Here is a 14,668-nt window from a genome sequence, read left to right on the forward strand (position 1 = left end):
TTCCCCTATCCAATCGTAATTTTGCCTTCCGGATACCTGTACAGCTCTTTCTCTGATTTTGGTCCAAGCGCATACGCAAGCGTAAGCGGTCCAAGCCTGCCTGCGAACATAGTTAACGCGATAACTATCTTGCCGAAATCCGTCAGCTCCGGAGTAATGCCGACCGTTAAGCCGACCGTACCAAAGGCTGATGTTGTCTCAAATAAAATTTTTAGAAACTGCTGATCTTCTGTTGTCGACAGCAGCATCGTAACAAAGATAACCAGCGTGAGCGACAGCATTGTAATCGTCAGTGCCTTAAAGATCCGGTCCTTACCAAGCCGATAATGGAACAAAACAATATCTTCCCGGCCTCGGATCATAGCAATAACCGCACCAATCATCGTCGTAAAGGTAGTCGTCTTAATCCCGCCCCCGGTTGATCCAGGAGAGGCACCGATAAACATCAGAATAATGGTGAAGAAAACTGTAGCCTGCCGCAGCTGTGTATAGTCTAAAGTATTAGCCCCTGCCGTTCTTGGCGTAACCGATTGAAAGAAGGAAGCCAGTATTTTACCTCCCCAATCCAATGAACCAAGCGTCTTGCTATTCGAAAATTCAAAGATAAAGATAACGATAGCGCCAACAGCAATTAGAGTCCCGGTCATGGATAGAACAACTTTACTATGAAGGGAGAGCCGCTTGTTTTTACGGTACTCCAGTAAATCTGCCATAACGACAAAACCAAGTCCGCCCAAAATAATAAGCAGCATCGACACCAGATTAACGAGCGGATCACTTGCGTACATCGTCAAACTGCGGAAGTTGCCGAATATATCAAAGCCTGCATTGTTAAAGAATGAGATCGCATGGAAAAAGCCAAACCAAACGGCTTTGCCAAACGGCATATCGAAGGCAAAGCGAATCGCGAACAGGATGGCGCCAACAAGCTCAATTGTAAGAGAATAAATAATGACCCTGCGGATTAATCTAACAATGCCTTCCATACTTGTCTGATTCATCGCTTCCTGCAAAATCAACCGTTCCTTGAGTGAAATCCGCTTGCGCAGTACAAGTGCAATAAGCGTGGCCATTGTCATAAAACCAAGACCGCCGATCTGAATTAAGGAAAGTATAATTACTTTGCCGATGGTAGAGAAGTATGTACCTGTATCTACCACTATTAAGCCGGTTACACATGTCGCCGAGGTTGCTGTGAATAGTGCATCAATAAAAGGAAGTCTCGAACCGTCACTTGAGGCAAACGGCATCGTGAGCAGAAAGGCACCTATCACAATAATGGCGGCAAAGCCAAATACAAGAATTCGCGGCGGCGGCCATTTCAATATATTGAAATAATGGGACATGTGTCACTCCTTTATATCGGACATTTCCAAAATTGGGCATAAAAAAAAGCACGGGAACCCCAATGCTATATGAGTCCTGTTCCACCCAGCCTACGAGGTTAGCTGACGGATTCGGGCCTGGAAAGGCAGCCCTATTCAAGCAAAATGCTCAAAATTCACCCCATGCTGACGGATTGCTCCGGCCAGCGTTTTGGTTCCCCCGTTTTCATGACGAAATTCGGCTGTTGCTATTCAATTAATATGACGTTATCGATTATACGCCCAAATGACAGATGCGATCAAAATGGGCTTAGGCGATAATTAAGCGGTATTCGTTCAAAAACGGTCAATCACATGGAGCAAATGGTCACTTGCTGGCTGCAAGTCCTTATTTCACAGCTTACCGTTAGCATCCTCTCCTTTCGCCTCTATTGGATAATTCAGGCTAATAATGATAAGGTTACATTAGATAAGTATCGTCTGAATTCGAAATGGAGGTTATGTATGATCCCTACCATCGCTCCCCATGAATGGAGACGTTTCCTGTGGGCTGCTGTTGCAGGTGCAATTATTTTTATCTTTACACAAATTGGCCCAATTGCTGGCGACCAGCTATTCTCCAACTCAACAACCCCAAAGGTCATTTCTAAAAGTGAAGCAGCCCAGACAGCAGAAGCCTTCGTCAATAAGCAATTTCATGAAGCTGCTGTATCGTCCCATACGATTTATCAAACCGATAGTTTGGCAAACGGTTATTTTTCTAAAGAAGACTTACTTAAGACGTATGAGGACCATTATGACACCAAGTTCCCGACGGATACCTTCCAGGTTAATCTTGATCTTGAAGACGGCAGCAACGCCATTGTATACGTTCATATGACAAGCGGCAGTGTTACAGGTTGGCATTGGCTTGGTGCCTCTCCAACTGATAATGGAAAGATTCTGCAGACAGCTGCGAAAGCTTTTGCCATTACCAAAGGCTTCCGTTCAGAAGAACTAAAGAGCTTGTACATCAATGATGACGGCGATGTTGTCCTGCATCCAACAGGATATAAGCTTGGAGATGCAACGCTCGAGCTTATTATCGGTGTAGGCTTGATTGATGATAAAGCGGTTATTACAAGATATAAGCCAGCTTTCCAGGCTCCTGCTAACTACATAACGTATGTAGATGGTCAGAAAGACATTGGCAGTATTTTATCCATCGTCAGTCTGGCCTATATGTGCTTTATATCACTGGTTCTTTCTATTATTTATGCGATTCTGTACCGCCGGCACACTACATTTAAAAGAGGCGTTTTTATCAGCTTTGTGTTCATCGTGTTCTATATTTATAACAATTTGAACGTGCTGGACGGCATTATGGCTTCCTTGGGAGAACAGATCCGCTCAGACGCAGAGATGAATGCGACTATCATCATTACTGTCGTCCTGCTTATTCCAGTAGGACTAGCCGTTTATTTCGCACTCGTTGCCGGTGACGGAATGTGGCGGTCGCAAAAACGTCCATTATGGCCAGGCTTCCGCGAGCGGGGTTATGGGGACCATGTATGGCGCAGCGTAGGACTATCCTATCTCTTTGCGTCTGTCATATTGGGTTGTCAGGCTATTATTATGATTGCAATGGAGTTTCTTGCCGGATCATGGGCGACCAGCGATGCTACTCAATCGCCATTTAATACGAATATGCTGTGGCTCATGCCAATGATGGCTTGGTGTGCGGCGATCTCCGAAGAAGCGATATTCCGGTTGTTCGGGATTGCCTTATTTAAGAAGTGGTTCAAAAACACATTTGTGGCCACCCTTATTCCTACAACCATGTGGGCGCTTGGTCATGTCGGCTACCCGATCTTCCCGTTCTATACTCGGATCGTAGAGCTCGTTATTCTAGGAACGGTATTTTGCTTGATCTTCCTCAAATATGGCTTTATTACAGCCGTTTTCACTCATGCTATACTGGACAGCTTGCTTATGAGCTTCGAGCTCATTGGTGTAGGAGGAGCTGTAAATATTACAGCTGCTTTGATCTATATGGTTCTTCCGGTCATTGTCGCCTGGACTATAAGGTTCTGGCATAACCGTAGACACATACGAGCCTGACCTCGTAAAGAAGCTAAAAAGGGATGTATCCTTCAACGATACATCCCTTTTGCTGTCCGAAAAGCCTATTTAATAGAAAGGGTAACGTTTGTCCAAGAGCAATTCTATTCACATTAATATACTCTATTAAAACCATTATGGAGGTGATAGGATTGTCAACAAAAATCAGCGGTTACAGCGGTAATAAACAAAGCTCGAGTCAGAAATGCAATGACAATGGCAAAAAATCGAGCGGCAGTAAACACAAATCATCTGGTAAAAAGAAATCAAGCGGTAACAAGCACAAATCTTCCGGCAAGAAGAATTGCTGCTTTGAACACAAATCCTCAAACAAATGTTGTGAACACAAATCGAATAGCTGCAAGTGTGGTCACAAATCATCCGGCTGCTCTGATAATTCAGCGATTCCAAGCAACCGAGGAGACAAATCAAGCGGAAAGAGCAACTCTGAGCATGCGCACAGTATCCTTTGCAAGCTGTCGCTCGGACAAGTTATTCATCGTGTGACACTGGATAACGGTAAGGATCTTGACAGGGTAAAATGGGCAGGCTTCCAAAACGGAAATGCTACATTCTCTGCAGTGAGCTACAAAACGCCTTATATTGTCTATGTTCCACTTAACAAAATTACAAGCATCGCTCTGTAATGAGATGGTCAAGGGACTATTTCATCCGTTTGTCCACTCCTGTACAAGAGTAACTCTAGCAACCTTCATATACTCTAGTATTACGTTCATGAGGAGTGATAGAATTGCCTAATAACCAAAGCTCAGGTGGTAATCAAAGCCCTGGTGGCAACCAAAGTCCTGGCAACCAAAGTCCTGGAAACCAAAGCCCTGGTAATCAAAGCCCTGGCAACCAAAGCCCTGGCAACCAAAGCCCTGGCAACCAAAGCCCTGGCAACCAAAGCCCTGGTAACCAAAGCCCTGGTAACCAAAGCCCTGGTAACCAAAGCCCTGGCGGTAATCAAAGTCCTGGCGGTAGAAGTGCAGGCGCTAACAAAGCTGCAGCTAAGAAAGCAGGAGGCGACAAAGGCGGTAAAGGCAAATCTGGGGGCAATAAAGCTGGAGCAGATAAAGCTGCAGGCGGTAAATCCGGAGGCGACAAGGGCGGTAAAGGCAAATCTGGGGGCAATAAAGCTGGAGCGGATAAGGCTGAAGGCGGTAAATCCGGAGGCGACAAAGGCGGTAAAGGCAAATCTGGGGGCAATAAAGCTGGAGCAGATAAAGCTGCAGGCGGTAAATCCGGAGGCGACAAAGGCGGTAAAGGCAAGTCCGGGGGCAATAAAGCTGGAGCGGATAAAGCTGCAGGCGGTAAATCCGGAGGCGACAAAGGCGGTAAAGGCAAGTCCGGGGGCAATAAAGCTGGAGCGGATAAAGCTGAAGGTAGTAAATCTGTTGGCGGTAAAGGCGGTAACAGTAAATCCGGTGGCAAAGGCAATAAAAACGGCAAAGGTAAATAAGTAAAAAAGAAAAGGAAATGTAGGGTACCCTACATTTCCTTTTCTGCTAATATCGCAAAAGAATTGAGGTTACCCTACATTTCTTTTCCTGCTAATATGAAAAAGAAATGAGGTTACCCTACATTTCCTTTTCTTTTTCGCTCTCATTTAAAGCTTCGAGTATTTGTGAAGCCAGCTTTTCGCCGATCGATAGCGGTTTGAAGTCTTCAATCGTGGCTTCCTTAATTTTTTTGATTGAACCAAAATGCTTAAGCAGAAGCTTACGCCGTTTCTCTCCAATACCTGGAATCGAATCCAGTTTGGAAGCGATCATCGATTTTCCACGTTGTTCACGGTGGAAGGAGATCGCGAATCGGTGAACCTCATCTTGAATCCGCTGGAGCAGATAAAACTCCTGGCTGTCCCGCGGCAAAGGCACCACTTCTGGCGGATCGCCGGTCATCAGCTGAGCTGTCTTATGCTTCGCATCCTTAACTAGACCACATACCGGAATATCTAGTCCGAGCTCATTTTGCAAGATATCAAGAGCCGCTGATATTTGCCCCTTCCCTCCGTCGACTACAATCAAATCTGGAGGCGTCAATTGATCTTTAAGTACTCGCTCATACCGACGACGGACAACTTCACGCATAGTCTCGTAATCGTCTGCCCCAACAACAGTCTTCACTTTATATTTACGGTATTCCTTCTTATCCGGCTTGCCGTCAGTAAAGACGACCATCGCCGAGACCGGATTTGTACCTTGAATATTCGAGTTATCGAAAGCTTCAATTCGCCGTACATCAGACAGGCCAAGCCACTCTGCCAGTTTTTCTGATGCCCGAATGCTTCTCTCCTCATCCCGCTCAATAAGGCGGAATTTATCAGCAAGTGCAATCTTCGCATTGTCGATGGCCATGGTAACGGCTTCGCTTTTCCGCCCTCGCTGCGGCAGTAATACCTTCACCTTCAGCCAGTTATGCAGCATTGTTGCGAACTCGTCCGGAACATTGGCGGATTCATCTGTACTTTCCTCATCCCCAAGCGGCAAGGGCAGCAAGATCTGCTTCGGCAGCGCCGGGTTATCGCTGTAATACTGTGTGACAAACGTCATGAAGTCATCATATTCTTCCCCATAATACGGGAAGGATGTACCGCGGCGTTCAATCATTTTTCCTTGTCGCATATACAGAATTTGAACACACATCCAGCCTTTCTCCACCGCATAGCCAAATATATCGCGATCGAGAGCATCATTCATCGTAATCTTCTGCTTCTCAATCACGGCATCGATACTTATAATCTGATCTCGGTATTCCTTAGCCCGCTCGAAGTCCAGCTCTTCCGCCGCAGCTTCCATTTTGCGCTGAAGATCAGCCTTTACCACATCATGACCGCCATTAAGGAATTTTGTAATCTCCTGAACCATCGAGTCATATTGCCCTTGCTCCACTTCGAATTCACATGGGGCAATGCATTGGCCGATATGATAATACAAGCACACTTTATCCGGCAAGGTACCACATTTGCGCAGCGGATACAGCCGGTCAAGAAGCTTCTTCGTTTGTTGAGCAGCAAAGGCATTTGGATACGGACCAAAGTACTTCCCCTTGTCCTTCACAACACGGCGAGTCACTTCAAGACGCGGATGAGTCTCATTCGTGATCTTAATATATGGAAAAGTCTTATCGTCCTTAAGAAGCACATTATACCGCGGATGATATTGCTTTATCAGGTTACACTCCAAGATTAGTGCTTCCATATTACTTGAGGTAATAATATAGTCAAAGTCCCGAATTTCGGATACGAGGCGTTGTGTCTTGCCATTATGACTGCCATTGAAGTAGGATCGAACACGATTCTTCAGCACCTTTGCTTTACCTACATAGATAATGGTGCCTTCCCCATTCTTCATTAAATAACAGCCTGGTTGATCTGGAAGCAGCGCTAATTTGTTGCGGATTAGCTCTTCGGCTTCTTCCCGGCTGATGGCTGTATTCTGTTGTTGCTGATCCATATTGTTCCTCCTAAAAGAATTGCCACACAGATGGCCGAACTCTGGCCAGTTCGTGGTGATTCTTACTTCGAAAGCATAAGAAAAGAATGAATGGCCGAACTCTGGCTAGTTTGTGGTGATTCTTACTTCGAAAACATAAGCTTGGGGCTGCTTTTGCATTCTTTTATTTTAACATATCGAACGCATGTTTCGCCTTATATTTGTCAATCAATTGCTTTACAATTATTCGTAAAGTTGGGTATACTATTAAAAGCTGAATGGTCTTCAAGGGAGGCGTAATCATATGGAAAATGTACGTGATCCGCGCGAACATGTGAACGAAGAACCGCGCCACGACTTGATGGACGTTATGATGGGCTTTGGCGGTATGCTCGGTTTTATGACCGTACTATTCGCTGTAGCTGTCATCGTGAAATTCATCATCTCTTAACACAAAAAAAGCTCCGTATCGGATTCCCGATACGGAGCTTTTTTTGTGTTATTATTGAGCAACTGCACGCAGCTGATCGCCATTTGCTACCTTTTGCTCTGTTGAAGCTTGTTTATGCGGCGGTTGATCATAACGCGTACGCTCCGTACGATCAATTTGAACAATGCGTCCATCATGTACGGTAATATTGACAGAACCATATTGCAATCCGTTCACTTGTTCAAGAATACGATCCAACCACACTTGATCTACTTCCAAAGGTTTTGCCATTATTAACCCCTCCATAATCAACCGATTTACTCGGTATTAATATTAAAAAAAATTAGTCCAGTATTTCATGTGATGATCTTTGATTTGTTTTCCATTCGAACAAGGCCTTGACGATCAATGTCAGAACCGCCAGCATAACGAGCAAGGATGCCACCGCAAAGGATGCAGAAAACTGATATTCGTTATAGAGAATCTCAATATGAAGAGGCAGCGTATTCGTCTCTCCCCGGATATGACCGGATACGACGGATACAGCACCAAACTCCCCCATCGCGCGGGCGTTACTTAAGATTATGCCGTACAGCAAACCCCATTTGATATTCGGCAGCGTAATGCGCCAGAAGATTTGCCACCCTTTTGCTCCTAGGCTTGCAGCCGCTTCTTCCTCCTGCACTCCTTGTGCCTGCATAAGAGGAATCAATTCGCGTGCAACAAATGGAACAGTCACGAAGACCGTTGCTAGAACAATACCTGGTAATGCAAATACGATTTGAATATCATGCTTGTCGAGCCATGGACCAAAGAAGCCTTGTGCACCAAACAACAAAATATAAATCATCCCTGAAATAACAGGCGATACAGCAAATGGCAGATCGATTAAAGTGATTAGAAGGTTCTTCCCTTTGAAACGGAATTTGCTGATTGCCCATGCTGCTGCGATGCCAAACACGGCATTAAGAGGTACCGCAATAAGAGCAACAAACAAGGTCAAGCGCAAGGCAGATAAAGCATCCGGGTCGGTAATCGCCGCCCTGTATACGTCAAAGCCCTTCTTGAAAGCTTCAATAAATACGGACACTAGTGGCATCACAACCGCAAGCCCGAGAAATACAAGGGCAATACTAATTAATAACCATTTTACGCCAGCCGATTCTGTAATATGTTTTGGCCTTTTGGATGCTTCCTGAGACAAGTGCGCGGTAACTGCTCCAGCCATCTCTAATCCTCCCCTATTCCGCTGCTGTACGGCGGCTAATGCGCCATTGCATGAAATTGATAAGCAGTAACAGCAAGAAGGATATTATGAGCATCACCAAAGCAATTGCTGTAGCGCCTTTGTAATCAAATTGCTCAAGCTTCGACATGATCAGGAGCGGGGCAATTTCCGTTCTCATCGGCATATTGCCGGAGATGAAGACAACTGAACCATATTCCCCGATTCCCCGGGCGAAGGCCAACGTGAACCCGGTTAACAACGCTGGCAGCAACTCCGGAAAAATCACTTTCCAAAAAGTACGCCACCGATAAGCACCTAACATCACTGCCGCTTCTTCCGTATCTTTCTCGAAGTCTTGCAGGACAGGCTGTACGGTCCGTACGACAAACGGTATACCAATAAAAATTAAAGCAATCGTAATGCCAAGCTGCGTGTAAGCGACCTTCAGTCCAAGCGGCTCAAGGATCGAGCCAACCCAACCATTAGGTGCGTAGATCGCTGTCAGCGCGATACCTGCTACCGCCGTCGGGAGAGCAAACGGCAAATCGACGAGGCTGTCGATTAACTTTTTCCCGGGGAAACGATAACGAACAAGCACCCACGCAACAAGCAGCCCGAAGACGAGATTCGTTATCGCAGCGAAAAAGGAAGTCGTAAAACTGATTCGATAGGCTGCGATTACCCGAGGGTTCGTAATGACTGCCCAGAACTCGCTCCAGCTCAGGCCGGTTGTTTTCACAAACACACCGGCGAGAGGGATAAGAACGATCAAGCTCAGGTAAGCAATGGTGAAGCCCATCGACAGGCCAAAGCCTGGCAAAACATTTTTAGACTTTTTTGCTTTGGAACCTTTCATGTGAAGTCAGCTCCGTTCATCAGTGGTCATCTTCATTAATCTTACGAGCCTGGCGTGTAAATTTTGTCGAAAATACCGCCATCATTAAAGTGCTTCTCTTGAGCAGTTTTCCAGCCGCCAAAGTCGTCGATCGTAATCAGTTCAAGGTCTTTGAATTGATCTTTGTATTTCGCAGCGATTGTTTCGTTAATTGGACGGTAGTAGTTTTGTGCAGCAATCTCTTGCCCTTCATCCGAGTACAAATATTTCAGGTAACCTTCTGCTACTTCTCTTGTACCACGGTCATCAGCTACTTTATCAACAACTGCAACTGGAGGCTCTGCCAGGATGCTGAGCGAAGGATACACGATGTCGAATTTGTCTGGACCAAGTTCTTTAACAGACAAGTAGGCTTCATTTTCCCAAGCAAGCAGAACGTCGCCGATTCCTTTTTCTACGAATGTCGTTGTAGCGCCGCGAGCTCCGGAATCAAGAACAGGTACATGCTTATACAGCTCTTTTACGAAATCTTGTGCTTTTGCTTCGTCATTGCCGTTTTGTTTCAGAGCATAACCCCAAGCTGCGAGATAGTTCCAACGCGCGCCGCCAGAGGTTTTTGGATTTGGTGTAATGACTTCAACACCGTCTTTTACAAGGTCGCTCCAATCGTTAATGCCTTTTGGATTGCCTTTACGAACGAGGAAAACGATTGTTGAGGTATATGGAGCACTGTTATGTTCGAATTTCGTCTGCCAATCGGCATTAATAAGTCCTGGTTCTACAAGAGCATCAATATCATAACCAAGTGCCAAAGTAACAACGTCTGCTTTCAGACCGTCGATTACCGCACGCGCTTGTGCACCGGAACCGGCATGAGATTGCTTAATAGTAACTTCTTGGCCAGTTGTATCTTTCCAATATTTTGCGAACGCTTTGTTGTAGTTCTCATATAATTCACGAGTTGGGTCATACGAAACGTTAAGTAATTCCACTGGTGGTTTTGGTTTATCTGTAGGAGCTTCAGAAGCTGTACCGGCATTGTTTGTTGCGGCTGCTTCTTTATTTCCATTGTTATTTGAGTTGGAATTGGAGTTAGAGTTGGCGCCGCATGCTGCAAGCACCAGGGTAAACGTAAGGATAAGTACAAGCGAACGGACAATAGCTAATCTCTTCATAGTCAACACACCCCTATTTTTATTGACAGAAGAATAATGTTAGCATCCGGTGGTCCGGGTAGTCTGTATTATTCCTACCTGTTTAGTTGGTTATGGATGAATCTTACCAGCCGCCCAATTATCTGTCAATAGAAATTGGAAAATATTTATTGATTGTATAAGCTAAGCTTATGCTCCGTTCAAAATAAAAAGGCCGGGCGTTAGCCCAGCCTTCCATCGTTAACGATTTAAGTTGCACTCAGCGGAAAATGACAGGCAATCTGTCTCCCGCCATTAATTTCGCGAAGTAATGGCTCCTCTACACTACACTTCGCTTGTGCTGCAGGACAACGCGGATGGAAACGGCAGCCCGAGGGCGGATTAGCCGGTGAAGGCACATCCCCTTGCAGCACAATTCTCTCCCGCCTGCGTGCTGGATCCGGCCGCGGTATCGCGGATAATAATGCTGCCGTATACGGATGAAGCGGCTCGGCGAACAGCTCTTCTGTAGGCGCAACCTCAACGATTTTCCCTAGGTACATCACACCAACCCGGTCGGAAATATGTCTTACTACATTAAGACCATGCGCGATAAATAGGAAGGTCAATCCCAGTTCTCGCTGCAGCTTCATCAGCAGGTTTATGACCTGTGACTGAACGGATACGTCAAGGGCAGATACCGCTTCATCTGCTACGATGAACTCGGGATTTAAGGCAATAGCTCTTGCAATTCCGATCCGCTGACGTTGCCCGCCGGAGAACTCTTGCGGATAGCGGTTTCTGCGTGTCGCATCTAGCCCAACCAGCTCCATCAGCTCCACGACACGGCTGTCGATCTCCCTCTCCGTCATCCGCTCATGCAGTCGCAGCGGCTCTCCAATGATATCCTTTACAAGAAAGCGCGGATTAAGTGAACCAAACGGATCCTGGAAAATAATCTGCATCTGCTTGCGCAGTCGGCGCAGCTCTTGCCCGCTCAGCTTTTGTACATCAGTGCCGTTGAAGTTGACCTCACCTTCCGTTGCCTGATGAAGATTAAGTACAACCCGGCCAAGCGTTGATTTGCCGCAGCCCGACTCGCCAACGAGCCCAAACGTCTCCCCCCTACGGATCGACAGGGTTATATCATCTACCGCTTTAACCTGGCCAACGACCCGGTTCAGAAGCCCCGATCGAATCGGAAAATATTTTTTTACTCCACGAAGCTCAAGTAGATATTCCGCTTTCATTTCGACTCACCTCTGCTCCGATTCATTTTGCCATGCTGCTGCCCCGCCATCCTCCATATACATCCAGCATGAAGCTTGATGCTCTTCACCTACCGTGAATGATGGAGGTGATTTCTCCCGGCAAATAACCTTCGCGTAGGGGCAGCGTGGATGGAAGCGGCAGCCTACTGGAAGCTGACTAAGCCCCGGAATATTGCCGCGTATCGTATACAATTCATCACCACGTGATCCCTCAAGACCTGGAACCGACTTCAGAAGACCTACCGTATAAGGGTGGCTGGGGCGTGAGAATATTTCACTTACGCTGCCTTCTTCTACAATAATACCGGCATACATGACCGCAATACGGTCAGCCATCTCGGCCGCAACACCCATATCATGGGTAATGAGCAGAATGGACATGCCAATCTCCTTCTGCAAGCTGCGAAGCAGATCAAGAATTTGGGCCTGCACCGTTACATCAAGCGCAGTTGTAGGTTCATCTGCAATGAGCAGTACTGGATCGCAGGCTAAAGCAATCGCAATGACCACACGCTGGCACATCCCGCCGGACAACTCATGCGGGTACTGTCTGGCGCGAATCTCAGGAGCCGGAATACCAACAAGCCGCAGCATATCTACAGCCATTTTGCGTGCTTCCTTCTTACTCTTCTTCTGATGAAGAACGATACTTTCTGCGATTTGATCTCCAACGGTATAGACTGGATTTAAAGATGACATCGGATCTTGGAAAATCATCGCGATCTTATTCCCGCGAATGCGGATCATATCATCCTGGCTTCGTTTCGCCAAATCTTCGCCTTGAAACTTGATACTGCCTTCCAGGATTGCACCACCGTTATAATCAATCAGGCGCATGATCGCGAGGGAAGTTACGCTTTTACCGCTCCCTGACTCCCCTACCAGGCAAACGGTCTGCCCTTTGTCGAGTGAGAGCGACACATGCTCGGTAGCCTTTACCGTTCCGCCTACCGTCAGAAAGCCGGCTGTTAGATTTTCGATTTCAAGAAGCTTTTCCGCCATCTGTCGATCCTCCTCTCGGACATTTTCTGCCGCGGGTTCAATGAATCCTGAATGCCGTCACCAATAAAATTCACGGCAAGCACAACTAGAAGGATGCAGACACCTGGATAAACGGATTGCATGGGATCAATCAGCATAAATTCACGTGCATTCGTCAGCATAAGTCCCCAGCTTGTATCTGGGGCTTTTATCCCTAAACCCAGATAAGACAATGCTGATTCGCTGAGAATAGCGGCTCCTACCATTAGCGTAGCGTTTACGATAATAGGAAAGCTGGCGTTACGGAGCAAGTGCCTAAATATAATGCCAAAGTTCGAAACCCCAATCGCTCTTGCCGCCTCCACATACTGCATCTCTCGAAGCTGCAGGAAGGTGCCTCGCACAAGTCGGGCCACACTCATCCAACTCGTTAGAATAAGAACGCTAATCATATAACGGAACTCTGTACCAAAGATAGCGAGCACAAGAATATTCAGGAACAATAATGGAATCGAATTCATCACGTCTACAAGCCGCATGAAACAGGTATCAATAAATCCTCCAAAATATCCGGATATGGACCCTATCAAGGTTCCAATGATAACTGATCCGGCCGCAACGGAAAATCCGACGGTCAAGGAGATTCGTGCGCTGTACAGCAGTCTTGCAAATATGTCACGGCCTACTTCGTCTGTCCCGAGTAGATGTCCATCGGTACCTGCTTTCAAATTGGCGAACATCAAATCAATTTTTGCCGGATCATATTTGGTAAGCCACGGAGCGAACGCCCCACAGAAGACAAAAACCAGTAGAACGACAAGACCACTCATTGCGTATGGATTACGGCGGAACTTGGACCATGCTGTACGCCAAGGCCCTGGGGGACGTTTGAGCGGCTTGACCGCCTGCACGTCAACCGGCGGGATAATGGCAGAGGTTTGCATATTGGCTTCGCTCATGCCGATCTCCCCCCTCTCTTACCAAGCTGTACACGTGGATCAACAACCGCATAGAGCAGATCGGCGATCAGATTGCCAACAATAACAATAACAGCTGTTAAAAGAGTAATAGCCATAAGAACGGAATACTCGCGTGCAACCGCCATCTGAACGAATAAACGTCCCATTCCCGGCCAATTGAATACACTTTCGGTTAATGCCGCACCCGCAACAAGCAGCGGCAGGTCAAGCGCAACTATCGTAATGACAGGAATTAGAGCGTTACGGAGAGCATGCTTGTAGATAACTTTACCTTCCCGCACCCCTTTTGCCCGAGCGGTACGGATATAATCCTTATCAAGCACTTCCATCATGCTGGAGCGCGAATATTTCACATATGCTGCCAGGAAACTTAGCGTTAACACAGAGACGGGTAAGATAAGATGCATCATCAAGTCGCCAAGCTGACCTTCTTGATCCATCGTGTACATATCAGCGAGTGGCAGCCAATCCAGCTTTATCGAGAAGATCTGCTGTAGGATGATCCCGAACCAGAAGGTTGGCATCGCAAATCCAATATACGAAATAAAAGAGGCCGTCTGATCGGAGAGGCTATACTCCTTCGTGCTGTTGTAGATACCCCATGGAATAGCAATGATGAGGGTCAACAGCCATGCTACACCCATCAGAACAAATGTGTTTTCTACGGTTGGCCAAATCACCTGGCCGATCGGTAAATGATTCTTGAACGTATATCCCAAATCACCTTGCAGCAAATTGCCTAACCAATGTAAATATTGCATAGGAAGCGGCTGATCCAGCCCCATATTATGTGCTTGTACCTTCAGGGCCTCCGGCGATAAGCCCGGCGCCAGCATCATTTGAAAAGGTCCTCCCGGAGCAGCATGGATAAGTCCGAAGGTAACGAGCGTAATCAGGAACAGCACCAAGACGGACTGAAGCGTTCGGCGAATAAAAAACTCGGTCATA

14 protein-coding genes and 1 riboswitch are annotated in these 14,668 nt (G+C 46.6%); of the genes, 4 read left to right on the top strand and 10 right to left on the bottom strand.

Annotated features, from left to right (window positions below):
- Positions 1-5: 5 nt before the first annotated feature.
- Positions 6-1,346: a TrkH family potassium uptake protein gene (locus AC0YNT_RS01985; RefSeq protein ID WP_475803094.1), complete on the bottom strand. Its 1,341-nt coding sequence runs from the start codon at positions 1,344-1,346 to the stop codon at positions 6-8.
- Between the two features lie 72 nt (positions 1,347-1,418).
- Positions 1,419-1,579, bottom strand: a riboswitch (cyclic di-AMP (ydaO/yuaA leader).
- Between the two features lie 250 nt (positions 1,580-1,829).
- Here AC0YNT_RS01985 and AC0YNT_RS01990 point away from each other — a divergent pair.
- From AC0YNT_RS01990 to AC0YNT_RS02000, 3 genes are all read left to right on the top strand, one after another.
- Positions 1,830-3,425, top strand: coding sequence for a CPBP family intramembrane glutamic endopeptidase (locus AC0YNT_RS01990; protein WP_475803095.1), 1,596 nt, complete (start codon positions 1,830-1,832; stop codon positions 3,423-3,425).
- Between the two features lie 152 nt (positions 3,426-3,577).
- Positions 3,578-4,072, top strand: coding sequence for a hypothetical protein (locus AC0YNT_RS01995; RefSeq protein WP_475803096.1), 495 nt, complete (start codon positions 3,578-3,580; stop codon positions 4,070-4,072).
- Positions 4,073-4,176: 104 nt separating this feature from the next.
- Entirely contained in the window at positions 4,177-4,887 is a 711-nt protein-coding gene (locus AC0YNT_RS02000; protein WP_475803097.1) for a hypothetical protein, read from the top strand.
- Between the two features lie 118 nt (positions 4,888-5,005).
- Here AC0YNT_RS02000 and uvrC read toward each other — a convergent pair whose 3' ends face one another.
- Positions 5,006-6,883 (bottom strand): excinuclease ABC subunit UvrC, encoded by a 1,878-nt coding sequence (uvrC, locus tag AC0YNT_RS02005; protein WP_475803098.1) that lies wholly within the window; start codon positions 6,881-6,883, stop codon positions 5,006-5,008.
- Positions 6,884-7,166: 283 nt separating this feature from the next.
- On the opposite strand from uvrC, the gene AC0YNT_RS02010 reads away from it, so the two are divergent.
- Positions 7,167-7,313, top strand: coding sequence for a YqzM family protein (locus AC0YNT_RS02010; RefSeq protein WP_441890936.1), 147 nt, complete (start codon positions 7,167-7,169; stop codon positions 7,311-7,313).
- 51 nt (positions 7,314-7,364) lie between these two features.
- Here the strand turns inward: AC0YNT_RS02010 and AC0YNT_RS02015 are convergent, their stop codons facing one another.
- From AC0YNT_RS02015 to AC0YNT_RS02050, 8 genes are all read right to left on the bottom strand, one after another.
- Positions 7,365-7,583 (bottom strand): YezD family protein, encoded by a 219-nt coding sequence (locus tag AC0YNT_RS02015; RefSeq protein ID WP_475803099.1) that lies wholly within the window; start codon positions 7,581-7,583, stop codon positions 7,365-7,367.
- A 52-nt stretch (positions 7,584-7,635) separates the two neighbouring features.
- Positions 7,636-8,520 carry a sulfate ABC transporter permease subunit CysW gene (cysW, locus tag AC0YNT_RS02020; RefSeq protein WP_167280466.1) on the bottom strand — a complete coding sequence of 295 codons (885 nt, stop codon included), beginning with the start codon at positions 8,518-8,520 and terminating at the stop codon, positions 7,636-7,638.
- Positions 8,521-8,533: 13 nt separating this feature from the next.
- A complete protein-coding gene (gene cysT, locus AC0YNT_RS02025; protein WP_167280467.1) occupies positions 8,534-9,376 on the bottom strand; it encodes a sulfate ABC transporter permease subunit CysT in 843 nt (280 codons plus the stop codon).
- A 41-nt stretch (positions 9,377-9,417) separates the two neighbouring features.
- On the bottom strand, positions 9,418-10,530 hold the full coding sequence (locus AC0YNT_RS02030) for a sulfate ABC transporter substrate-binding protein (protein ID WP_475803100.1): 1,113 nt from the start codon (positions 10,528-10,530) through the stop codon (positions 9,418-9,420).
- Between the two features lie 227 nt (positions 10,531-10,757).
- Positions 10,758-11,738 (bottom strand): ABC transporter ATP-binding protein, encoded by a 981-nt coding sequence (locus tag AC0YNT_RS02035; protein WP_475803101.1) that lies wholly within the window; start codon positions 11,736-11,738, stop codon positions 10,758-10,760.
- Between the two features lie 6 nt (positions 11,739-11,744).
- Entirely contained in the window at positions 11,745-12,761 is a 1,017-nt protein-coding gene (locus tag AC0YNT_RS02040) for an ABC transporter ATP-binding protein (RefSeq protein ID WP_475803102.1), read from the bottom strand.
- Positions 12,728-13,699, bottom strand: a complete 972-nt coding sequence (locus tag AC0YNT_RS02045; protein ID WP_475803103.1) for an ABC transporter permease — start codon at positions 13,697-13,699, stop codon at positions 12,728-12,730. The genes AC0YNT_RS02040 and AC0YNT_RS02045 overlap by 34 nt, the downstream gene beginning before the upstream one ends.
- Entirely contained in the window at positions 13,696-14,667 is a 972-nt protein-coding gene (locus tag AC0YNT_RS02050) for an ABC transporter permease (protein ID WP_475803104.1), read from the bottom strand. The genes AC0YNT_RS02045 and AC0YNT_RS02050 overlap by 4 nt, the downstream gene beginning before the upstream one ends.
- Position 14,668: the final 1 nt, after the last annotated feature.

It is taken from the genome of Paenibacillus sp. J22R56, assembly GCF_056269375.1.

Excerpts from the sequence above, each read along its gene's own strand:
- AC0YNT_RS01985 (WP_475803094.1), bottom strand. The coding sequence starts at position 1,346 with ATGTCCCATTATTTCAATATATTGAAATGGCCGCCGCCGCGAATTCTT.
- AC0YNT_RS01990 (WP_475803095.1), top strand. The coding sequence starts at position 1,830 with ATGATCCCTACCATCGCTCCCCATGAATGGAGACGTTTCCTGTGGGCT.
- uvrC (WP_475803098.1), bottom strand. The coding sequence starts at position 6,883 with ATGGATCAGCAACAACAGAATACAGCCATCAGCCGGGAAGAAGCCGAA.
- AC0YNT_RS02010 (WP_441890936.1), top strand. The coding sequence starts at position 7,167 with ATGGAAAATGTACGTGATCCGCGCGAACATGTGAACGAAGAACCGCGC.
- AC0YNT_RS02015 (WP_475803099.1), bottom strand. The coding sequence starts at position 7,583 with ATGGCAAAACCTTTGGAAGTAGATCAAGTGTGGTTGGATCGTATTCTT.
- cysW (WP_167280466.1), bottom strand. The coding sequence starts at position 8,520 with ATGGCTGGAGCAGTTACCGCGCACTTGTCTCAGGAAGCATCCAAAAGG.
- cysT (WP_167280467.1), bottom strand. The coding sequence starts at position 9,376 with ATGAAAGGTTCCAAAGCAAAAAAGTCTAAAAATGTTTTGCCAGGCTTT.
- AC0YNT_RS02030 (WP_475803100.1), bottom strand. The coding sequence starts at position 10,530 with ATGAAGAGATTAGCTATTGTCCGTTCGCTTGTACTTATCCTTACGTTT.
- AC0YNT_RS02035 (WP_475803101.1), bottom strand. The coding sequence starts at position 11,738 with ATGAAAGCGGAATATCTACTTGAGCTTCGTGGAGTAAAAAAATATTTT.
- AC0YNT_RS02040 (WP_475803102.1), bottom strand. The coding sequence starts at position 12,761 with ATGGCGGAAAAGCTTCTTGAAATCGAAAATCTAACAGCCGGCTTTCTG.
- AC0YNT_RS02045 (WP_475803103.1), bottom strand. The coding sequence starts at position 13,699 with ATGAGCGAAGCCAATATGCAAACCTCTGCCATTATCCCGCCGGTTGAC.
- AC0YNT_RS02050 (WP_475803104.1), bottom strand. The coding sequence starts at position 14,667 with ATGACCGAGTTTTTTATTCGCCGAACGCTTCAGTCCGTCTTGGTGCTG.